The following is a 23,612-nucleotide window of genomic DNA, read 5'->3' as shown; positions in this document are numbered from 1 at the left end:
CAGCGCCCGGGCCCGGCGCAGGTCGCCCGCCACGTCGCCGCCGGAGGCCGCGGCGGGGCCCGCGCCCGGCCCCCGGGGCGGGGGGGGGGGCCGCGCCGCCGGCGGGGCGCCGCCCCCCCCCCCCCCGGGGAGGGGCGGCGGCGCCCGCGGCTGCTGACCCGTCCGTGGGCGCCGCCGGGGCCGCTGCGGGACCTCAAGGACGCCCTGCACGACCTGTACCTCGCGGCCGGCGCGCCGTCCCTGGCGGACATCGCGGGCGCCGTCCGGCTGGACGACTCGCTCGCCGCCGCACCGGAGCGGGACAGCGTCCGCCGCCTGCTGCGCTCGCCCCAGCTGCCGCCCAACCCGCACGACGCGGTGGCGGTGGCGTCGGTGCTGGCCCGGATGGCGGGGGGCGGGGCGGCGGTCGCGGCGGGGGAGGCCGCCCTGCGCGCCCGGAACCTGTGGATCGCGGCGGCGGCGGAGCCCCCGTACGGGCACGCCGTCGCGGACCTGCTCGATCCGATCGCCCTCGGCGTCCGTCCGACCTTCGCGTTCCCGGACATGCCCGCCACCCTGCCGACCCTGACCCCGTACGTGGACCGTCTGCACGACCGGGCGCTGCTGGACGTGGTGCGGCTGGGGGTCGGCGGGCACAGCGGCATCGTCATCGCGCGCGGTGCACCGTCGACCGGCAAGACGCGCAGCTGCTGGGAGGCGGTGCGGTCGCTGCCCGCCGACTGGCGGCTGTGGTACCCGGCCAATCCCTCCGACACCGGGCAGGTGCTCCAGGCGCTGGCGGGGGCCGGGCCGCGGACGGTGGTGTGGCTGGACCGGATCGACCGCTACCTGGACGCCGTCCAGGGGGTGACGGCCCAGCGGATCCACGACGAGATCAGGCAGGCGCTGTCCGACACCCGCCGCGCCCCGGTCCTGGTGATCGGGACGGTGTCCGACTCCGCCCGGATGCTGACGGGGGAGGGGGGCGAGGAGCTCCCGAACGCCGCCGCGCTGATGCTGATCGAGGAGGCGGGCGTCAACGTCCCCAACTCCCTGACGGGCAGTGAGCTGCTCGGGCTGGCCGCCCTGGCGCACCGGGACCCCCGGCTGTCGCTGGCCCAGGCCACCGCCAAGGAGACGGCCGTGCAGTTCCTGGCCAGCAACCACGGCGCCCACCCCGTGGTCAACGCGTACTCCTTCCACACGGCCGTGACCACCGGGGACACCGACACGCTCGTGGTGGGCGCGCGGCTCCTGCACGAGACCGGCCGCCCGCGGGAGGCGGTGGCCTGGTACCAGGCCGCGGCGGAGGCCGGCGACAGCCAGGCCGTCCGGTCGGCGGCGAGCCTGCTCAGCGAGAGCGGCGACCTGGCCGAGGCGATCTCCTGGCTGCGCGAGCGCGCCGACGCCGGCGACACCCACGCCGCGCTGGAAGCGGCGCGCCAGCTGGAGCACGACGGGCAGGACGAGGAGGCGATCACCCTCTACCAGCGCGCCGCCCAGACGGGTGGCAAGAGCCAGGCGCTGCGCTCGGCGGCGGCCGTGCTGCGTCGGCACGGCCGGGCGCCCGAGGCCCTGGCGTGGTTGCAGGGCCGGGCGCGGGACGGCGACGAGAAGGCGCACCGCGAGGCCGCCCACCTGCGCTGGACCACCGGTGACCGGGAGGGCGGACTGCGCTCCTACGAGGAGGCGGTGGCCGCCGGAGACACCACCGCCCTGCGCGAGGCGGCGGAGCACCTCCAGGCCGCGGACCGGGTCGAGGAGGCGATCGAGTGGTACCGGCGCGCCGTGCGCGGCGGCGACAAGGTGGCCCTGCGGCCGCTGGCCGACCTGTTGAAGGCCGAGGGCGACCTCGACGGCGCCCTGCCGTACTACCTGCGGGCGGCGGAGCTGTCCGACGTGCTGGCCATGCACCAGGCGGCCGCGCTCTACCGCCTGGGGAAGCAGCCGGCCCGGGCGCTGCACTGGTACCGGGAGGCCTCCCGGCACGGGGACGACTCCGCGCTGCTGCACATCGCCGCCCTCCACCAGGAGGCCGGGCGGATCGACACCGCGCTGACCTGGTACGCGAGGGCGGCCGACAGCCGGATCCGGGACGCCTACCGGGAGGCCGTCTGGATGCTCTGGGACGCGGGGCGGCTCGACGATGCCTACGCGTGGCTGGAGGGCCGCGTCGACAACGGCGACCGCCGGGCGCTGCGCGAGATGGGCGACCTGCTCCGCGAGGTCGGCAGGCTCCCGGAGGCGCTCGCCTGGTACCGCCGGTCCGCGGCGCTGGGCAGCAGGTACTCCCTCCGGCACGTGGCCCGGTTGGAGGAGCGGTGGGGGGCCGGGTCGGCGTAGCGGCCGGTCGCCCGGCGGCTCCGGTGATTTTCGGCCACGTCGCGGCCGGATTTCCCTGCGAACTTCACGAGTTACTTCACCCCAGTGATTCCGGGGTCCTTCCGGCGGTGATTACCGGGGTAATCAGAGAAATGACATGTCTCAGGAATGTGAGCAAGATGTGTGCCCTGGTATGTCCGTCTTTGGTCGGACAAGTCACCGGTGGTGAGGCGCGTAGACAGCCGTGGAATTGCCTGGGCACTACCAACTCTTGACCTTCCCTAGGGGATTACGTAGCCTCCTGATCAATACGGAGGGCCGGTCGCCGGGGTGTTCGAGCGAGCCAGTTGCCGCCGTGGGGTGACCAATTCGAATCCGTGGGGGATCTCGTGTACGACGTCATTGTTGTCGGTGCCCGCTGCGCCGGATCGCCGCTGGCCATGCTGCTGTCCCGGCAGGGCCACCGGGTGCTGGTGGTGGACCGGGCCTCGTTTCCCAGCGACTCCGTGTCGACGCACTACATCCATCAGGCCGGGCTGTTGAAGCTCAAGGAATGGGGGCTGCTCGACGAGATCGTCGGCGCCGGAACGCCGGCGCTGCGCACGATGCACTACGCCTACCGCGGGATCGAGCTCAACGGCTTCGCCGAGCCGGTCGACGGCGTGGACGCCGTCTACTGCCCGCGCCGCACCGTGCTCGACGAGATCCTCGTCAACGCGGCCCGCCGGGCGGGCGCGGAGGTGCTGGAGGGCTTCACCCTGACCGACCTGGTCTTCGACGGCGACCAGGTGGTCGGCATCCGCGGCCGCGAAGGCGACGGCCCGGAGCGGGAGTTCCGCTCGACCGTGGTGGTCGGCGCCGACGGCTTCCACTCGACGGTGGCCAAGCGCACCGGAGCCGAGCTCTACAACGTGCGCCCGGCCGCCGGGTTCATCTACTACTCCTACTACACCGGGCTGGAGGACTGGGGCCTGCACCACAAGACCGGCATGAACGAGCGCTGGTTCGGCACCTGGCCGACCAACGACGGGCTCCAGATGCTGGCGACCATCTGCACCCGCCGCCAGCTCAAGGAGTTCCGCCAGGACGTCGAGGGCCGCTTCCAGGCCGTGTTCGACGACGTGTCCCCCGAGATGGGCGTCCAACTGCGGGACCAGGGGCGGCGCGTGGAGGACTTCAAGCCGATGCGCTACCCGGACAACTACTACCGCCGCGCCTACGGTCCGGGCTGGGCCCTGGTCGGCGACGCCGGCTACCACAAGGACCCGTACACCGGGTGGGGCATCACCGACGCCTTCCTGCACGGCCAGCTGCTGGCCGACCGGCTCCACCAGGGGCTGGCCGGGGAGCGGCCGATGGAGGAGGCGCTCGCGGAGTACAACAAGCTCCGCGACGAGGAGAGCGGCGACGTCTACGACTTCACCACCACCCTCGGCGAACTCACCGAACTGCCGCCCTTCTTCCGCGCCACGATGTCCGCGATGAGCGCCACCCAGGAGTGGACCGATCGGATGCTCGGCCTGATCGGCGGCATCGTCGAGGGGTACGAGATCTACGCGCCGGACGCCCTGGAGCGCCTCTACGACAGCGCCGGAGTGCCGCAGGACCAGCGGATCTACGACCCCGCGGGCTGAGCCGCCCCGCCCGTCCGATGGTCCGTCACAGCACTGCCGCAGCAGTCGTTCCAGTCCGCCGAGGGAGCCAGCAGATGACCAATGCCGCCAGCATGTACGACCTGATCAGCGAACAGCCCGAGCAGAGACCGTACTTCGAGACCGGCGGGACCGGCCGGTCGCACGAGTTCTACACCGGCGAGGAGCAGCACCGCAGGGAGATGGAGCGGATCTACGGCCGCCGCTGGCTGCCCGTGGACCACGTCTCCCGACTCAAGGAGAAGGGCGCGTTCAGCACCCTGAACATCGGTACCGGATCCGTCCTGCTGCTGCACGGCGACGACGGTATCCAGGCCTACCACAACTACTGCCGCCACCGCGGCTACAAGCTGGTCGAGGAGGCCTCCGGCAGGCGGCAGAGCCTGGTCTGCCTCTACCACTGCTGGGTGTACGACCGCAACGGCGCGCTCAAGAGCCTCAACGGCACCTACCTCGACCACTTCTTCGCCAAGGAGAAGAACGGGCTGCTGCCGATCCGCACCGAGATCCGGCACGGCGTCGTCTTCATCGCCTTCTCCGACGACGCCCCGGACCTGGACGAATCCCTCGGCGAGTTCGGCGAGTTCGCCCGCGTCTACCACCTGGACGAACTGGAGTGCATGGAGGCCAAGGACTACCCGGTCGCCTCCAACTGGAAGCTCGTCGCGCACAACGTCAACGAGAGCCTGCACTTCCCGACCGCCCACAAGGACCTGCACCGGATCACCGACTTCGACGACGCCGGCACCTACGACCTCCAGGGCGACATCGTCGGCGCCTGGCAGTCGATCCGCGGCGGCTTCAACTCCGTCTCCATGACCGGCCGCAGCCGCCGCGAACCGATGCCGCTGGTGCCCGAGGCCGACCGGCAGCGGATCAACTGGATCACCATCCTGCCCAACCTGCTGTTCGGCTTCACCGCCGACTACGTGATGATGCAGTGGGTCTGGCCGGAGAGCCCCGGCACCTGCCTGGTCCGGCACTTCTGGCTCTTCCACCCCTCCGAGACCGCCAAGGAGGACTTCTCCCACGAGGCCGTCTTCGCGCTGTGGGACAAGGCCAACTACGAGGACTGGGCGATGTGCGAGCGCACCCACCGGGGCCTGGCGAACCCGCACTGGGCCCCCGGGCAGCTCTCCCTCGACGAGGAGGTGGTCTCCCAAATCGACGCCTGGGTCGCGGAACAGACAGCTGAGATGGACCCGACAACTCCTCCCGTCAGCTCCGACGCCGCCCCGGCCGCCGAGGCCCGCGCATGACGACGAACTGCTACCTCATCGGCGGCACCCGGGTCCTGACCGCGTGCGCCGCCCGGCTCCTCGACGCCGGCGTGCACATCGAGGGCGTCCTCAGCGACGACCCGGCCGCGGCCGCCTGGGCCGCCGAACACCGGATACCGCTGCTCGACCCGCGCGGCGACCTCCGGGAGCTGCTCTCCCGACGGCCGTTCGACTACCTGCTCAGCACCGTCAACTTCCGGATCCTGCCCGCGGACGTGCTCGCGCTGCCCAGGATCGCCGCCGTCAACTTCCACGACGGCCCGCTGCCCCGCTACGCCGGCAGCCACGTCCCGGCCTGGGCGCTGTACGAGGGCGCCACCCGCCACGCCGCCACCTGGCACCGCATGACGGAGACCGTCGACGCCGGAAGCGTGCTGCTGGAGCGCTGGTTCCCGATCCGCGAGCACTCCACCGCCCTGTCGCTGACCTACGAGACGGCCGAGACCGGCATCGAACTGTTCGGCGACCTCGTCCCGCACCTGGTGGCCGGCACCCTGCCCGAACCGGTCGACACGGCCGGCCGCGAACGCCGCTTCTACCGCCGCGCCGCCCGGATGGCCGACGGCGGCGTCATCCACGCCGGCACCACCGCCGCCGAAGCCGTCCGCACCGCCAAGGCCCTCGACTACGGCTCCTTCCCCAACCCGCTCGGGCTGCCCGTGTACCTCACCGGGCAGGGCGCGGTGTTCACCCGGCAGGTCCGCTCGATCCCCCGCGCCGACGCCCGCACCGGCACCACCGCGCTCTCCGTGACCACCTCCGCGCTGACCCTGGCCGGACCGGACGCCGACCTCGTGCTCAGCGACTTCACCGCCGTCGACGGTACCGCCCTCAGCGGGCAGGCCGCCGCCCAGTGCCTCGGCATCGTCGAGGGCGCCCCGGTGCCGCCCGCCCCGCAGGACCTGCTCGCCGCCCTCGCCGCCGCCCAGGAGCAGCTGCGACCCCACGAGCCCTGGTGGCGCGCCCGCCTGACGGACCTGCGCCCGGCCCGGCTGCCCGCCGGGGACTTCACCGCCGCCACGGCCCACTACGGCCGTTACGAGCTGGCGTTCACCCCCGCCTCGCGCGAGGACACCGTCGAGGTCGTCCGCGCCTTCCTGCGCGCGGTCGCCGAGCGTACGGACGCCGAGAGCGCGGACGCCGGGCGTACGGTCGCCGAGCGCACGGACGCCCCGGCCGGTCAGGACGCCCCCGGGGGCTTCGACTTCGCCTGGTCGCCGTCCGCCGCGCGGGACCTCGCCGAGCGCACCCACGGACTCGTCGCCGCCCGCCACCCCGTCCGCTTCGACACCGAGGACACCGCCGCGACGCTGCGCCGCAAGCTCGACCGGGCCGCCGAGAAGGGCGGCTACGCCGCCGACCTGGAGGCCCGGCTCGGCCTGGCCGGGCGCCCGCTGGGCGAGCGGGAGCCGGCCTTCACCCGGGTCATGGTCCTGGAGCGCGGCGCGGGCGAGGAGGCCTCCGCCGAACCGCACACCGAGGTCGCGCTGCTGTGCGTGCAGGACGGCCCGCCCACGGTGTTCGTCCGGGAGACCGCCATGGACTCCGAGGAGGCGCTGGCGTTCACCGAGCGGGTCGAGGACCTCTTCCTGGCCGCGCTGTTCCACGGCGAGGACGGGACGCCCGTGGCGAGCGGTCGCACCGGGGACGCCTCGGCACGTGCGAGCACCGATGCTCCGGCGACCGGGGCCGAATCGGACGCCGCCGAGGGCCCGACCGTGCTCGACCTGGTGGCCGCCGCCGTCGCCGAGCGGCCCCGCGCCGTCGCCGTGCGCTGCGGCGACCGCACCCTCGACTACGCCCACCTCGACGCCTGGGCGGACGCGATCGCCGCCCGCCTCCACGACCACGGCATCGAACCCGGCTCGGTGGTCGGCATCCTGACCGAACGCGGCCCCCACCTGCTGCCCGCCCTGCTCGGCGTCCTGCGGGCCGGCGCCGCCTTCCTGCCGCTGGACCCGGGCTACCCGGCCGACCGGCTGCGCCGCTACACCGAGGTCGCCCGCTGCGACCTGGTCCTCACCGACGACCGCACCCACGCCCTCGGCCGGTCGCTCGGCGCCGCCCTGCGCGTGCCGGAGGCGGACGGCGCCGCGATGGCCGTGCCGGCCCCGGTCGGCGGCCGCGACCTCGCGTACGTGCTGTTCACCAGCGGATCCACCGGCGACCCCAAGGGCGTCGAGGTCGAGCACGGCGCCCTGGCCAACTTCCTCACCGGCATCGGCACCCGCCTGGCCGTACCGGCCGACGCCCGGGTGCTCGCGCACACCACGGTGGCCTTCGACATCTCCCTGCTGGAGCTGCTCCTGCCGCTGACGCTCGGCGCCACCGTCGTCCTCGCCTCCCGCGAGACCGCGCGCGACCCGCACCGGCTGGCCGAACTGACCGGCGAGGTGACCGTCGCCCAGGCGACCCCGAGCCTGTGGCGCCTGCTGCTGGAGACCGGCTGGACCCCGCCCGCCTCGCTCACCGTCCTGTCCGGCGGCGAGGCGCTGCCGGCGAGCGTCGCCCGGCAGCTGCACGCCTCCGCCCGGGAACTCTGGAACCTCTACGGCCCGACCGAGGCCACCATCTGGGTCTCCTGCCACCGGGTCACCGACACCGACGCCCTGCTGCCGCTCGGCGAACCCCTGCCGAACCTCCGGCTGCACGTCCTGGACGAGCGCTCGGAGCCCGTCCCGGCCGGCGGCACCGGCGCCCTCCACCTCTCCGGCGCCGGGCTCGCCCGCGGCTACGCCCACCGCCCGGACCTCACGGCGGACGCCTTCGTCGTCCACCCCACCAGCGGCGTACGCCTGTACCGCACCGGGGACGAGGTGCGGCTGCACCCGGACGGCGCCGTCGAATGGCTGGGCCGGGCCGACGCCCAGGTGAAGGTGCGCGGCAACCGGATCGAACCGGCCGAGATCGAGCGGGTGCTGGAGCGTTTCGACGGCATCACCGCGGCCGTCGTCGGCGCCGCCCGCTTCGAGGGGCGCGGCGAACCGCGCCTGACGGCCTACCTGGTCGGCGGAGCGACGGCCACCAAGTCCCGGCTGGACGCCTTCGTGCGCGCCGCGCTGCCGGACTACATGGTCCCCGACGCCTACGTGCGCATCGACGCCCTCCCGCTCACCGACAACGGCAAGGTCGCGCGCACCCGGCTGCCCGAGCCGAAGCGGGACAACATCGTCCGCGCGGCCGACGGGGCGGAGCCGGCGCGCCCGGCGGTGCAGGACCGCACCGCCGGGATCGCCCGGGTCTTCGCCGCCACGCTCGGGCACACCGAGTTCACCGCGGACGACAACTTCTTCGACCTCGGCGGCGACTCGGCCAGCGTCACGGTGGCCGCGGCGCAGCTGAGCACGGCACTGGGCCTGCGGATCAGCGCGGCGGACGTCTTCGCGACCGGCACGCCGGCCAAGCTGGCCCGGCTGCTGGGCGCGGGGGAGGGGGAACCGGCACCGACCGTGCCCGCGCCCGTGGCCCTGCCCGTACCGGTGGTCGAGGCCGTACCGGTGGCCGAGACCGAGACCGAGACCGAGACCGAGACCGAGGTCGTGGTCGTGGTCGAGGCCGTTGCGGCCCCCGTACCGGCCCCGGTCGTCGTCCGGGAGCAGGCCCCGCCCGTGGCCCCGGCGCCCGCCGCCGCGCGGCCGCAGCCCGCCCCGTGCCCGGCCGAGGACGGTGCGCTGGCCGTCGTCGGCATGGCCTGCCGCTTCCCCGGCGCCGCCACCCCGGACGAGTTCTGGCGCAACCTGATGGACGGCGCCTCGGGCGTCGGCCCGGCCCCGGCCGGGCGGCGCGGCTGGGCCGAGCTGTGGTCCGACACCGACGACGTGCCGACCGGCTGGCTCGACGGCGTCGAGTACTTCGACCCCGCGCGCTTCGGCCTCACCGACCGCGAGGCCCGGCGGATGGACCCGCTCCAGCGCCTGCTGCTCAGTGTCACGGCCGAGGCGCTGGAGAGCTGCGGCCACGACCACACCTCGCTCGGCGCGGACACCGGCGTCTTCGTCGGCACGATCGCCAGCGACTTCCCCGAACTGGTCGCCCGCAGCACCGGCCACGCCGACCCGCACGCGGCCACCGGTACCGCCATGTCGATGATCGCCAACCGGCTGTCGCACGTCTTCGACTGGTCGGGACCGAGCATCGTGGTGGACACCGCCTGCTCCTCCTCCCTGGTCGCCCTGCACCAGGCCGCCATGCACCTGCGCGCGGGCGACGTCGACGCCGCCGTGGTCGGCGCGGCCAACCTGGTGCTCACCCCGGACAAGTCCCGCTCCTACGCGCGCACCGGCATGCTGTCCCCGCAGGGGCGGTGCCGCACCTTCGACGAGGCGGCGGACGGCTACGTACGGGGTGAGGGCTGCGGCGTGGTCGTCCTCAAGCGGCTCGCCGACGCCGAGCACGACGGGGACCCGGTGCTCGCGGTGATCCGCGGCACCGCCGTCAACCACACCGGCGGCAGCGCCGGATTCCTCACCGCGCCCAGCAAGCCCGCCCAGGAGGCGGTGCTGCGCAAGGCCCTCGCCGCCGCCGGCCGCACCGCCGAGGACATCGGCTACATCGAGGCGCACGGCACCGGCACCCCGCTGGGCGACCTGATCGAGCTGGAGGCCCTGCACGCCGTCCTCGGCCGGGGCCGGGAGGAGGCCCGGCCGCTCCCGGTCGGATCGGTGAAGACCAACCTCGGCCACCTGGAGCCCGCCGCCGGCATCGCCGGCCTGATCAAGACCGTCCTCGCGCTCCAGGCGGCGACCATCCCGCCCTCGCTCAACTACCGCACCCCGAACCGGGCGTTCGACTTCGCCGGCTCCCCGCTGGTCGTCGCCGACCGGGCACTGCCGTGGGACGGGCCGAAGGCGGCGGGCGTCAGCAGCTTCGGCTTCGGCGGCGTGAACGCGCACGTCGTGCTGGAGGCCGCGCCGGACACCGCCCCGGTGCAGGACGGCGGGCCCCGGCTGGTCGTCCTGTCGGCCGGCTCGGAGGCGGCCTTGCGCACCCTCGCCGAGCGGCTCGTCCTGATGCTGGACTCCCCGCACTGCCCGCCGCTGGCCGCGCTGAGCGAGGCCGCCCTGCGCCGCCCGGCCCAGGCGCACCGACTCGCCTGCGTGGTGAACGGCGTGGAGCAGCTCGACGACAAGCTCCGGCTGTTCCTGGCCGGGGCGGGCACCTCGCGCTCGCTGCACACCGGCGTGGTCTCCGGCACGGCCAGGGCCGGCCGGGAGCCGCTCGACCCCGGCGCCTCCAGGGAGCAACTCGACGACGCCGCAAGGCAGTTCATCACCGGGGTGGACCTGTCCACCGGCCCGGGTCGGGCGGGCGTGCGGTTCCCGACCGCACCGCACGAGGAGCGCTTCCTGTGGCCGGCCCCGGCCCCCGCCCCCGTGGCCGCAGCGGTCCCCGTTGCCGCGCCCGCGCCGGCCGGTCCGTCCGTGCGCCGCTGGGACGGGCAGCCCGAGGCCGCCGAGCACCTCGTGCTCGGGCGGCCGACCCTGCCCGGCGCCGCGTACCCCGGCCGGGTCGCCGAACTCCTCGGCCGGGACGGCTTCACCCTGCGCGACCTGACCTTCCGGATGCCCGTCGAAGGCGCCGACACCCTCACGGCCGAGCAGGACGGACCCTCCGTCCGGTTCCGCAACGCCGCCGGGGCACTGGTCTGCGATGGCGAGGTGGCCGCCGCCGAGGCGCCGTCCCCCCTCGCCCCGCCCGCCGCCCACGGCCTGGCACCCGTGGACCTCGACGCGATGTACCGGGCCCACGAACAGGCCGGGCTGCACTACGGCCCCGGCTACCGCACCGTCACCGCGCTGTCCACCACCCCCGGACAGGCCGTCGGCACCCTCCGCGCCGACGACCGGCCGTACGGGCCGCTGGACGCCCGGCTGCTCGACGGCGCCTTCCAGGTCGCGCTCGCCGCCTGCGGCGCGCGGGGACTGTACGTCCCCTTCGCCGTCGAGCGGCTCACCGTCCGCGGCCCGCTGCCCGCCACCGCCCGGGTGCACGCCCGACGCGACCGGGAGGCCGGCCCCGACGCCGGGCTGCTCAGCGCGAGCCTGGTGATCCTGGACGGCGACCAGCCCGTGCTGGAGGCCCGCGGGATCACCTGGAAGCGGATCTCGCCGACCCCGCCGGGGCCGGCACCCGAGCCCGACCCGCGGCGGGAGAGCGCCCACGGCGCACCCGCGACCGCGCCCACCGGCGGCACCCGGCCCACCGCACCGCCGCCCCCGCCCCGGCGGACCGGCGGCGCCCTCCGAGCGACGCTCGCCCAGTGGGTGGCGTCCGCCCTGGAACTGGACGCCGACACCCTCGAAGGCGACCGGCCGCTCCAGGAGCTGGGGCTCGACTCGGTCCTGGCCGTCTCGCTGGCCCAGGACATCCGGTCCCGGCTGGACGTGGACATCCCGATCACGCTGCTGCTGGAGGTCGGCACGGTCGACCGGCTGTCCGCCGCGCTGCGCGAGGAGTACGGCGTCGCCGACGGCCCGGCCGAGCCGGACCCCGCTGCCCCGCCGGAGCGCACCGAGGCCCCCGCGGCCAGGGAGGTCCCCGTGACCCCCGCGGCTACTGCCGCTCCGCGCGACGACCACCAGGACGACGGTCCCCGTGACGACGGCCCCCGCCACGACGACGAGCGCCACGACATCGCCGTCATCGGCGTCGACGGCGTCTTCCCGAACGCCGCGAACCCCGCCGAGCTCTGGCGCGTCCTGACCGACGGCCAGGACTGCCTGCGCGAAGTGCCCGCCTCCCGCTGGGACATCGACGCGTACTACGGCACCGAGGGCGAGCCCGGCACCGTGTACCTGCGGCGGGCCGGCTTCGTCGACGGACTGACCGACTTCGACGCCGGGTTCTTCCGCCTCTCGCCCGCCGAGGCCCAGTGGATCGACCCCCAGCAGCGCCACCTGATCCAGTCGGCCTGGCGCGCCCTGGAGGACGCCGGCCCGGCCGGCCGGGAGCAGACCTCCACCGGCGTGTTCGTGGGGGCCAGCTACCAGCACTACCGGGACATGGTCGTCGGCGAGGTCGTCGAGACGGCCGCCGGGCTGGGCAACCACAACGCGATCCTGGCCAACCGGCTGAGCCACTTCCTGGACCTGCGCGGTCCGAGCATGACGATCGACACCTTGTGCTCCTCCTCGCTGGTCGCCCTGCACACCGCCGTGCGCTCGCTGCGCGCGGGCGAGTGCGAGCAGGCCATCGTCGCCGGGGTGCACCTGGGCATGTCGCCGCAGTACTTCCAACTGGGCTCCCGGCTGCGGTCGTTCTCGCCCTCGGACGCGATCCGGCCGTTCGACGCGGCCGCCGACGGCTTCGTGCCGGGCGAGGGCGTGGTGTCGGTGGTGCTGAAACCGCTGGCGGCGGCGCTGCGCGACGGCGACCGGATCCGGGGCGTCATCCGCGGCAGCGCCGTCAACCACGGCGGCCGCACCAGCGGCTTGACGGTGCCGAGCAGCGGCGCCCAGGAGGACGTGGTGCTGGCGGCGCTGCGGGACGCCGGCGTGTCCCCGGACACGATCGACCTGATGGAGGCCCACGGCACCGGAACCGGCCTGGGCGACCCGATCGAGGTCGAGGGGCTGACCCGGGCCTGGCGGCGGTACACCGACCGCGCGCAGTTCTGCGCGCTCGGGTCGGTGAAGTCCAACATCGGGCACCTGGAGCCGGCCGCCGGACTGGCCGGCCTGGTCAAGGTCCTGCTCGCGATGGAACACGGCACGATCCCGCCCTCGCTGCACCTGCGCCGCCCCAACGACCACGTGAAGTTCGAGGGTTCGCCGTTCTACCTGGCCGACCGCGCCCTCGACTGGCCGCGCGGCGGCGGGCGGGTGCGCCGGGCGGCGGTCAGCGCCTTCGGCATGGGCGGCGTCAACGCCCACGTCATCGTGGAGGAACCGCCGGCCGTCCCGGCCCGCACCCCGGAGGCCCGGCAGAGCCACCTGATCCGGGTGACGGCCGCCGACCAGGACGCCGTCCGCACCCTGGCCGCCGCCTACGCCGACCGCCTGGGCTCCGCGACCGCCGACGAACTCGGCGACATCGCCTACACCGCCAACACCGGCCGGGCCGCCCACCGCTGGCGGGTCGCCGTGCACGGCGGCACCGCCCGCGAACTGGCCGAGCGCCTCACCGAGGTCGCCGACGGCCGCACCCCGGCGGTCCGGCCCACCGGCCGGCCCACCACGGCCTTCCTGTTCACCGGCCAGGGCTCGCAGTACCGGTCCATGGCGAGCGGCCTGCTCGCCACCGAACCGGCCTTCCGCGACGCACTGAACGAATGCGCCGACCTGCTGCGCCCGCACCTCGACGTCCCGCTGTCCGACCTGCTCCACGGCGACGCCCGGCACCTGCTGGACGAGACCCGCTACGCGCAGCCCGCCATCGTCAGCGTCCAGGTCGCCCTGGTCCGGCTGCTCGCCGGAACGGGCGTGCACCCCGACGCCGTCGCGGGCCACAGCCTCGGCGAACTCACCGCGGGCTGGGCCGCCGGCGTCCTCGACCTGCCCGACCTGCTGCGCCTGACCGCGCTGCGCGGGGCCCTGATGCAGGAGTGCCACGGCGCGGGCGGGGCGATGGCCGTCGTCCACACCGACGCGGACACCCTCGTCGAGGAGCTGCGGGCCCACCCCGGCGTCGAGATCGCGGCGTACAACGCGCCGCGGGTGCACACGGTCACCGGCCCGGCCGAGGCCGTCGCGCGGTACTGCGAGCGGACCCCGCACCGCACCCAGCGGCTCGCCGTCGGCCACGCCTTCCACTCCGCCGCGATGGAGCCGGCCGTCCGGCCGTTCGCGGAGGCCGTCGCGCGGACGCCGCTCAAGGCACCGGCCCTCCCGTTCGCCTCCACCCTCACCGGCCGCTGGCACACCGACACCACCGCCACCGACCCCGAGCACTGGGCGGCGGCGATCCGCGAGCCCGTGCGCTTCGCCCAGGCCCTCGCCGTGCTCGGCGAGGGCGCCCCGGACACCGTCTGGGAGGTCGGCCCGCACCCCCAGCTGCTGCCGCTGGCCCGGACCGTCCTCGCCGAACCGCACCCGGCCTGGATCCCCACCCTCCACCGCGACCGCGACGACCAGGCCCAGCTGCACGCGGCCCTGACCACCCACCACAACCGCACCGGTGCCGACCTGGACTGGAGCGCCCTGCACGCCGGCCGGGACCGGCGCACCACCACCATCCCCGGCTACCCCTTCCACCGGCAGGAGCTGACCGCGCCCCCCGCCCGCCGCCTCGCGGCGAGCGCCGTCGGCCACCCGCTGTTCGACCGCCGTTACGAGAACGGGAACGAGGGCCAGTGACGACGCATCGAGCCGACACCCACGCGACCCACGGGACGAACGACACCCGAGGGACGCACGGGACGAACGACGTCCACGCGACGCGCGAGACCTACGAGAAGACCTTCGCCGGGCGCGAGCCCCTCATCGCCCAGCACCGCGCCGACGGCCTCGGCCTGCTGCCGGCCGCCGTGCAGCTGGAGATGGCCCTCGCGGGCATCGCCGGGCTGCGCCCCTTCGCACCGTCGGAGCTCACCGACGTGGCCTTCCTGCGCCCGCTCACCCTCGCCGAGGACGCCTCGGCCGCCGTGCGCCTCGACGTGCGGCGCACCGGGACCGACCGGACCGGCTTCGAGCTGAGCACCGTCCTGGCGGGTGAGCGCAAGGCCCTGTCCACCGGCACGGGGCGCCTGCTCGGCGCCGGGAGCCCCGGCCCGACGGCCTGGCAGGTCACCGCGCCGCGCACGGTCGACCCGGCCGAGCTGTACCGGGGCTGGGCCCGCGAGGGCCTCGCCTACGGGCCCGACTTCCGCACCGTCCGCGAGCTGGCCGTCGGGGACGGCACGGCCCGCGCCGTACTGGCCACCGACGCCGAACCGCTGCCCTGGCACGCCCACCCGCTGCTGGTGGACGGCGTGTTCCAGGCCGCCGCCTGCGCGCTCCAGGACCTCGCCGACGGCCCGCGGCCCGTGCTGCCGATCGGCCTCGCCCGGATCGCCGTGCACGCCGAACTGTCCGGACGGACGGGCGGCGCGACCGTGCTGGTGCGCCGCACCGGCGACGAGGGCGCCTACGCGACGGCGGACGCCCTGCTGCTCGGCCCCTCCGGCGAGGTCCTCGTCGAGTTCACCGGCCTGCGGATGCGCCGCACCACCGGGCGGGCGGCGGGCCCCGCCCACCCGCTCTCCCGGATCCGCTGGCGCGAGACGCCCGGCCCGGTCCGCGAGCCGGCCGGGGGCACCTGGGTGCTGCTGCACCACGGCGCCGCCGACGGCGCCGCCGGGGACGACCCCGCCGAGCGCACCGCCCGCCGACTGCGGGCGGAGGGCGCCCGCGTGGTGGAGGCCGTCCTCGGCACGGACACCGCCACCGGCGGAGCCGACCGCGTCCTGCTGCCCGCCGCCGACGAGGAGTCCTTCCGCCGGCTGTGGGAGTCGCTGGGCGAGCCGGTGACCGGGGTCGTGCACCTGTGGAACACCGGGCCCGCGCGCGAGCGGCAGGCCGAACTCGACCAGGGCCTGCACGGCTGCCTGGCCGCGCTCAGGACCCTCGGCGAACGCCGGCGCAACGCCCGCTTCTTCGCGGTGACCGCGTCCGGCCAGCCGGTCGTGGACGGCGACGTCCCGGTGCCCGCCCGCGCCGCGCTGTGGGGCCTGGTGCGCACCGCCGCGATCGAGTACCCGGGGCTGCGCCCGCGCCTGATCGACCTGGACGGCGCCTCCGCCGACGCGTTGGCGGGCGAGCTCGGCGACGGCCCCACCGAGGTCGCCTACCGGCGGGGCGTGCGCCACGAACCGGTGCGGGTGCGCACCCGCCCGGCCCGTCCGGGCGGGCGGCCGGTCCGGCCCGGCGGCCGCTACCTGCTGCTGGGTGGGCACGGCGGGCTGGGCCGCGAGCTGGCCGCCCGCCTCGCCCGGGAGGGCGCCGGCCTGGTCGCGCTGGTCAGCCGCTCCGGCGGCGCCGGTGCCCCCGCCGCCGACCTCCCCGGCTGCACGGTCGTCTCGTACGCGGCCGACATCACCGCCCCGGGCGAACTCGGCGCCGTCGTCGACCGGATCCGTGCGGACTTCGGCGAACTGCACGGCGTCGTGCACGCCGCCGGCACCCTCAAGGACGGCCTGATCCGCTCCGCCGCGCCCGCCGACCTCGCCGCGGTGCTGCGGCCCAAGGTGGACGGCGTCCACGAACTCGCCGCCGCCCTCGCCGGAACGGACCTGGACTTCGCCGTGCTGTTCGCCTCGGTCTCCGGGACCTTCGGCAACCTCGGCCAGGCCGGGTACGCCGCCGCCAACGCCTACCTGGACGCCTTCGCCCATGCGCACGGCCGCCCCTGGCTGAGCGTCGACTGGGGCCTGTGGGGCGAGGTCGGCATGGGCACCGCCGTCGCCGACCAGCTGCGCCGGCGCGGCGTCCGGCCGCTGGGCACCGCCGAGGCCCTGGACGCCCTGCTGGCGGTGCTGGGCGAGGACACCCGGCAGGTCGTCATCGCCCACCCCGACGCCTCGGTGGTCCTCCCCGAGGACGAGCCCGCGGGCGCGCGGCTGCCGGGTGCCGAACCTGCCGACGAACTGCCCGCGCCCGCCGCGCTGCACGCCGGGGGCGCCGGCCCCGAGCGCGTCGAACAGGCCCTGGAGGGCTTCCTGACGGAGCGCCTCGGCCTGGCCCGCCTCGACCGCGACGCGCCGCTGTCGGACTACGGGATGAGCTCCATCACGAGCGTCGAGCTCTCGGAGGAGCTGTCCCGCCGGTGGGGGATCCACCTGCCCGCCACCCTGTTCCTGGAGTACGGCGGCTTCGCCGAGCTGGCGCAGGCGCTGACCGAGCGGTACGGGGCGGCCGAGGCGCTGCCCGCGCCGACCGCGCCGACCGCCGATCCTGACCCCGGGCCGGACCCGGCGCCGGACCCCGGACCGGCTCCCGCCGCCGCTCCCGTCCTGGAAACGGCCGAGGCGTCGCCCGCCGCCCGCCCCGTCGACCGCCCCGCCGTTCGCCCCGGGGACATCGCCGTGGTCGCCGCCTCCGGCGACCTGCCCGGCGCCGCCGACCAGGACGGCCTGTGGGCCCTGCTGCGCGCCGGCGGCCACGCCTTCACCGAGATCCCCGCCGACCGCTGGGACATCGACGCCCACTTCGGCCCGCGCGCCCCGCGCCAGACCGGCACCTACTGCCGCACCGGAGCCTTCCTCACCGGCATCGACCGCTTCGACCCGGCGTTCTTCGGCGTCTCCGTCCGCGAGGCCGAGGAACTGGACGTCCAGCAGAAGCTGCTGCTGGAGCACGCCTGGGCGGTGCGCGACGAGAGCGGCCTGGCCGACCGCCGCGACATCGGGGTGTTCGTCGGCGCCACCTACACCCACCACCGCGACGCCCAGGGCCTGGACAGCGTCGGCCCCTACAGCGCGCTCGGCTCCATGAACGCCCTGCTGGCCAACCGGATCTCCTACGCCCTGGACCTGCGGGGCCCCTCGCAGACCGTGGACACGCTCTGCTCCTCCGCCCTCGTCGCCGTCCAGCAGGCGGTCGCCGCCCTGCGCGCCGGCCACTGCGGCGCCGCGATCGTCGCGGCCTGCCACGTCGGCCTGACCCCGTGGTACTACCGCAGCCTCAGCCAGCTGGGCGCCCTGTCCGAGGGCCTGCCCCGTCCGTTCGACGCCCGGGCCGACGGCTTCGTCCCGGGCGAGGGCGCGGTGGCCGTCATGCTCAAGCCGCTGGCCGACGCCGAGCGGGACGGCGACCGGGTCCTAGGCGTCATCCGCGGTGCGGCCGTCAACCACGGCGGCCGGGCCGGCGCCCTACCGGTGCCGCGCAGCGAGGCCCAGACGGAGGTGATCCGGGCGGCCCTGGCGGACGCCGGGGTGGCCCCGGCGGAGATCACCCTGATCGAGGCGCACGGCACGGCCACCCAGCTGGGCGATCCGATCGAGACGGCCGCGCTGGCCGCCGTGTTCGGCGCCGACCCGGACCGCCGCGCCCCCTGCCACCTCGGCTCCGTCAAGGCCAACATCGGCCACCTGGAGCCGGCCGCCGGCCTGGCCGGCCTGCTCAAGGTGCTGCTCTGCCTGCGCCACCGGGAGATCCCGCCGCTGGCCGGCTTCGACACCCCGAGTGCCCAACTCGACCTGGCCGACGGGACGTTCGTCATCCCGACCGAGCCGGTGGAGTGGTCCGGGGAGGGGCCGCGCCGGGCCGGGATCAGCGCCTTCGGCATGGGCGGCACCAACGCGCACCTCGTGGTGGAGGAGTACCTGCCGCAGCCCGCCGACCGGACCGCCGCCCCGGGCGGGACGCCCGAGGCACTCGGCGAGCACCTGCTCGTGCTGTCCGGGCACACCCCCGAGGCCCTGGCCCACCGCGCCGCGGACGTGCTCCGCCTGCTGCGCGGCGACACCCCGACCGACCTCGCCGCGCTCTGCCGCTCGGCCGCCGTGGGACGCGACCACCGGCGCCACCGGCTGGCCGTCCTCGGCGCCACCGCCGGAGAGCTGGCCGCCGGGCTGGCCCGCCACCTGCGCGACGGGCAGGCGCAGGCCTTGCGCGGCGACGCGCCCCTGGAAGGCGCCGCGACACCCGCCGACGAGGCCTTCCTCGACCTGGTCGCGCGGTTCACCACCGTGAGCGCCGAGCGCCTGCGGGCCCGGCTGCCCCTGCCCGAGCAGCGGCTGAGCACCGCGCTGGCCCTGCACCACGTCGGCGGCGGAACCGTCGACTGGCGCGCCGTCCACCAGGGCGCGCCCGCCCGGCGCACCGACCTGCCGCCCTACCCCTTCCGGGCCCCCGCCGAGACCGCCCGCCGGCTGACCCGCGCCCACCGCGTCCTCGGCGAACCGACCGTGCCCGGCGCGCTGCCACTGGCACTCGCCCTGCACCGGGCCCACCTCCTGCACCGGGCGGCCTTCCTCGGCCGGGGCACCGGCGAGGGCCCGCTCGGCAGCGACCTGGACGACCCGGCACGCACCGGAGCGGCCACCTTCCGCCACGGCGGGCGGACCATCGCCCGCATCGAGCCGGCCGGCCCGGACACCGCACCCGCCCGCGCCCCCCGCGCGGCGGACCTCGACGCCCTGCGCGCCCGCCTCGGCCGCACCCTCGAACCGGACGGCCTGTACGCCTGGTTCGCGGCGAAGGGCATGGACCTCGACGCGCCGCTGCGCTCGCTCGGCGAGGTCCGCTACGGACCGGACCGCGTGCTCGCCCGCGTCGACCTGCCGGAGGCCGGGCCGCTGGAGCGGACGGTGGTCGCGCTGGACGCGGCCCTGCAGAGCATGGCCGTGCTCACCCTGGCGGACCCGTCCGCCGCCGCGGAGACGTACCTGCCGGAGTCCGTCCGGCGGGTCGAGCGGTGGGGCGACCCCGCCCGGACCGCCTACGTGCTGCTGGAGGCCGAGGACACCGGGACGGACCGGGCCCGCCGGGGCGACGCGACGCTGCTCGCCGCCGACGGCGCCGCGCTGGCCCGGCTCACCGGCGTCGAGTACCGGACGGCGCAGGGGCCGCGGGCGTCAGCCGAGACCGCTGCGGCTGAGACCGCTGCGGCCGGGACTGCTGCGGCCGGGACCGCCGTGGCCGGCTCCGAAGCGCCGGTGCCGGTCCGGACCGTACCGGACGGGCACGGTGCGGCCGTCGAGGCCGCCGTCCTCGCCATCGTCCGGGACGCCTTCCGCGATCCGGCGATCACCGCGACCACCCCGCTCTCCACGGTCGGGCTCGACTCCCTGCTGGCGACGGCCGTCGCGGCGGACCTGGAGGCGGCCCGCGGGTTGCGGCTGAGCCCCGGTGAGGTGCTGGAGCACCCCGACTGCCGCTCCCTGGCGGCCTACCTGGCCGGGCAGTTCCCCGCCGTGCCGGTCGCCGGGCAGGGCGCTGACGGCACCGCTGAACCGGCGGAGGCGCCGGCCGTCACGGAGCCGGAGGCGGACTCGAAGGACATCGCCGTCATCGGCTTCGCCCTCGCGCTGCCCGGCGCCCGGGACGAGGACGCGCTCTGGTCGCTGCTCGCCGATGCGGGCAGCGCCCTCGGCCCGGCTCCCGCCCACCGCTGGAACGGCTCCGCGGCCGTGCGGACGGGCGACGTGGGCGGATTCCTCGACAACGTCGAGGAGTTCGACGCCCGGTTCTTCGACTTCTTCCCCAAGCAGGCCGAGGTCCTGGACCCCCAGGTCCGCTGGCTGCTGCGGACGACCTGGGAGGCGCTGGAGTCGGCCGGTCTGCCGCCGCGCGGCCTCGACCGCGACACCGGCGTGTTCGTGGGCGCCAGTTACCAGCACTACCGCGAGTACAACCTCGCGCCGGAGCTGGACGCCCACAGCGGCCTGGGCAACCACAACGCCTTCCTGGCCAACCGGCTGAGCCACTTCCTGGACCTGCGCGGTCCGAGCATGACGATCGACACCTTGTGCTCCTCCTCGCTGGTCGCCCTGCACACCGCCGTGCGCTCGCTGCGGGTGGGCGAGTGCGGGCAGGCGATCGTCGCCGGGGTGCGGGTCGGGCTGTCGCCGCTGCACTACACCGCGATGACCAGTCTGCGCGCACTCTCCCCGACCGGCCTGGTGCGGGCGTTCGACGCGACCGCCGACGGCTTCGTGCCGGGCGAGGGCGTGGTGTCGGTGGTGCTGAAACCGCTGGCGGCGGCGCTGCGCGACGGCGACCGGATCCGCGGGGTCATCCGCGGCAGTGCCGTCAACCACGGCGGCCGCACCAGCGGCCTGACGGTGCCGAGCAGTTCGGGACAGGAGGACGTGGTGGCCTCGGCGCTTCGCGAGGCGGGGGTGTCGCCCGAGTCGATCGGCCTGGTCGAGGCGCACGGCACCGGCACCAAGCTGGGTGACCCGATCGAGGTGGAGGGGCTGACCCGGGCCTGGCGCGAGCACACCGACCGCGCGCAGTTCTGCGCGCTCGGCTCGGTGAAGTCCAACATCGGGCACCTGGAGCCGGCCGCCGGACTGGCCGGCCTGGTCAAGGTCCTGCTCGCGATGGAACACGGCACGATCCCGCCCTCGTTGCACGTCCGGCGGCCCAACGACCATGTGACGTTCGAGAGTTCGCCGTTCTACCTGGCCGACCGCGCCCGCCCCTGGCCGCGCGGGGAGCAGGCCCGCCGGGCGGCCGTGAGCTCCTTCGGGATGGGAGGCGTCAACGCCCACGTCATCGTCGAGGAGCCGCCCGCCCTCCCCGTCCGCGCGCCGCTGCCGCCCGGCAGCCACCTGGTGCGGGTGACGGCCGCCGACGAGAACACCGTCCGCACCCTGGCCGCCGCCTACGCCGAGCGGTTCGAGGCGGTCCGCGACCCGTGGGAGACCGCCGACCTGTGCCGCACGGCCAACACCGGCCGCTCCCCGCAGGAATGGCGGACGGCCGTCCACGGCCGTGACGCCGCCGAGCTCGCCACCGCCCTGCGCGCCGTCGCCGCCGGCCGGGTGCCCGTCACCCACGCCGACCAGGAACCGGCCGCCGCCGCCGAGCGGTCCGCGCTCGGTATCCCCGGCGCCCGCACCATTGACCTGCCGACCTACCCGTTCGCCCCGGACACCTACTGGCGGACCCGCACCGGCGAGCCCCGTACCGGTGAAGCCCCCCGGCCCACCGGCGCCCAGGCCCTGCGCACCGCGTGGCACTCCCAGGAGCCGGCCGCCGCGACGGCCGCCCCGACGGTGGCCTCCGGTACCGTCCGGCTGGTCGGCGCCGACCGAGCCCTCGGGCAGCTGATCGAGGCCGAACTCCGTGCCCGCGGCGCGCGCCTGGCCGAGCCCGGCCGGGCCGCCGACACCGTCCTCATGATCGACGCCTCCGACGACGCCGACGGTGGCGACGGCGAGGAGCTGGGGCCCTTCTGGAAGGAACTCGGCGACCAGATCCGGGAGCTGCCGCCACACGGCCGCATCCTGTGGGCCGGCTGCCACAGCGCCGCCGTGCACCCCGGGGAGCGTGCCGCGCTGCGCCCGGTACGGGCCGCCGAGGCCGCGGCGGTGGCCGCGGCCTGCGCCGAGAGCCGGAGGTCCGGCGCGATCGTCCACCTGGACGCGGCCGATCCGGCCGAGGCGTGGGCCCGGCAACTCGCCGACGAGTACGCGGCCCTGGGCCACGGCCCGGACGCCCCGAACGGCGAGCACGGCGAGCACGGCGCTGCCACGGTCGTGGCGTACCGCGGCGGTGTCCGCTACGCCCCGCAGTCCGCCGACGCGGCGCCCGGGCCGAACTGCGGCCTGTCCGGGGACGGTTACCTGCTGGTCACCGGCGGGCTCGGTGCCGTCGGCCGACGCCTGGTCGCCCGGCTGATCGAGCGCGGCGCCCGCCGCATCGGCATCGTCGGCCGGTCCCCGCTCGACCCCGGGCGCTCCGCCGCGCTGCGCGAGCTGGCGGGCCCGGCGGAGGTGGCGTACCGGCCGTGCGACACGGCCGACGCCTCGGCGCTCGCGGCCGTCGCCGACGAACTGGGCGCCCGTTGGGGCCGGTTGCGCGGTGTGGTGCACGGAGCCGGCGGCGTCAACCCGTTCGGCGCGATGCACCGCCGCCCCTGGGGCGACGCCGCCCGGGTGCTGGCCCCGAAGGTCGCCGGTTCGCTGAACGCCGTCCGGCTCGCCCAGCAGCGCGGCGCGGACTTCGCCGTTCTGGTGTCCTCGATCGCCGGTGCCCAGGCCCGGGCCGGGCGCGGACTGGTCGACTACGCCCTCGCCAACGCCTACCAACTCGCCCTGGCCGAACGGGAGAACGGCACTGCCGGAACCACCGTCACGGCCCACGCCTGGCCGGACTGGACGGGGGTCGGCATGGCCGCGGACGCCTCCTTCGCCGCCGCCCACGCCATCGATGCCGGGGAGGCGGAGGCCGCCTTCCTCGACCACGCACTGACCGGCGGCGCCGTGCTCTTCCCCGGCCGCGCCACCGCCACCGCGCAGCCCGTACCGGCACCGACACTGGCACCGGAACCGGCCCCGATCCGCGTCGTCATCCCCGCCGCCGTCCCCGCGACGGTGCCCGCCGCCCCCGCGCCGGTCACCGGCCGGGACCGCACGGCAGCCCGCGAGGCCGTCCGCGCGGCGTTCGTCCAGGTCCTCGGCGAGGACCCCGGTGAGCGGGCCCTGCCCGGCCTCGGGCTCGACTCGCTGGCGATCGCCGAACTGGCCACCGCCCTGGAACGGCACACCGGACGCACCGTCGACCCGTCGCTGCTGATGCGCACCCGTACGGCCGACGACCTCGCCGCCGTGCTCGCCGCCGAGCTCGCGGTGACCGTCCCCGCCCAGCCGGGACCGGACCGCCCGGTCCCCGCCCCCGACGCCGACGGCCGCAGCACCGCGCTGCGGGCCCTGCTGCGGCCCCTGGTCGGCGCCGGACCGGGCCCGGTGACGCCGTGACCTCCACCGACCGCCCCACCGACCGCCCCTGCGACA

The 23,612-nt window shown here is 76.0% G+C and carries 5 protein-coding genes; all 5 read left to right on the top strand.

Going from position 1 to position 23,612, the window contains the following annotated elements; all coding sequences use genetic code 11:
- The coding region (locus ACFXOZ_RS32175; protein WP_380593549.1) for a hypothetical protein at positions 1–2,322 on the top strand (2,322 nt) is incomplete at its 5' end.
- Positions 2,323–2,678: 356 nt separating this feature from the next.
- Positions 2,679–3,935: an NAD(P)/FAD-dependent oxidoreductase gene (locus tag ACFXOZ_RS32170; RefSeq protein WP_380531934.1), complete on the top strand. Its 1,257-nt coding sequence runs from the start codon at positions 2,679–2,681 to the stop codon at positions 3,933–3,935.
- 74 nt (positions 3,936–4,009) lie between these two features.
- Positions 4,010–5,212 carry an SRPBCC family protein gene (locus ACFXOZ_RS32165; RefSeq protein WP_380593548.1) on the top strand — a complete coding sequence of 401 codons (1,203 nt, stop codon included), beginning with the start codon at positions 4,010–4,012 and terminating at the stop codon, positions 5,210–5,212.
- A complete protein-coding gene (locus ACFXOZ_RS32160) occupies positions 5,209–14,526 on the top strand; it encodes an amino acid adenylation domain-containing protein (protein WP_380593547.1) in 9,318 nt (3,105 codons plus the stop codon). Before ACFXOZ_RS32165 ends, ACFXOZ_RS32160 begins: the two co-directional genes overlap by 4 nt.
- On the top strand, positions 14,523–23,576 hold the full coding sequence (locus ACFXOZ_RS32155; RefSeq protein ID WP_380593546.1) for an SDR family NAD(P)-dependent oxidoreductase: 9,054 nt from the start codon (positions 14,523–14,525) through the stop codon (positions 23,574–23,576). Before ACFXOZ_RS32160 ends, ACFXOZ_RS32155 begins: the two co-directional genes overlap by 4 nt.
- The last annotated feature ends 36 nt before the right edge of the window (positions 23,577–23,612 follow it).

Origin of the sequence: Kitasatospora sp. NPDC059160 (assembly GCF_042755465.1) — a bacterium.
GTDB lineage: Bacteria > Actinomycetota > Actinomycetes > Streptomycetales > Streptomycetaceae > Kitasatospora.
Note: the sequence above shows the minus strand (reverse complement) of the source record. Positions and strands in the feature narration are given on the sequence as shown.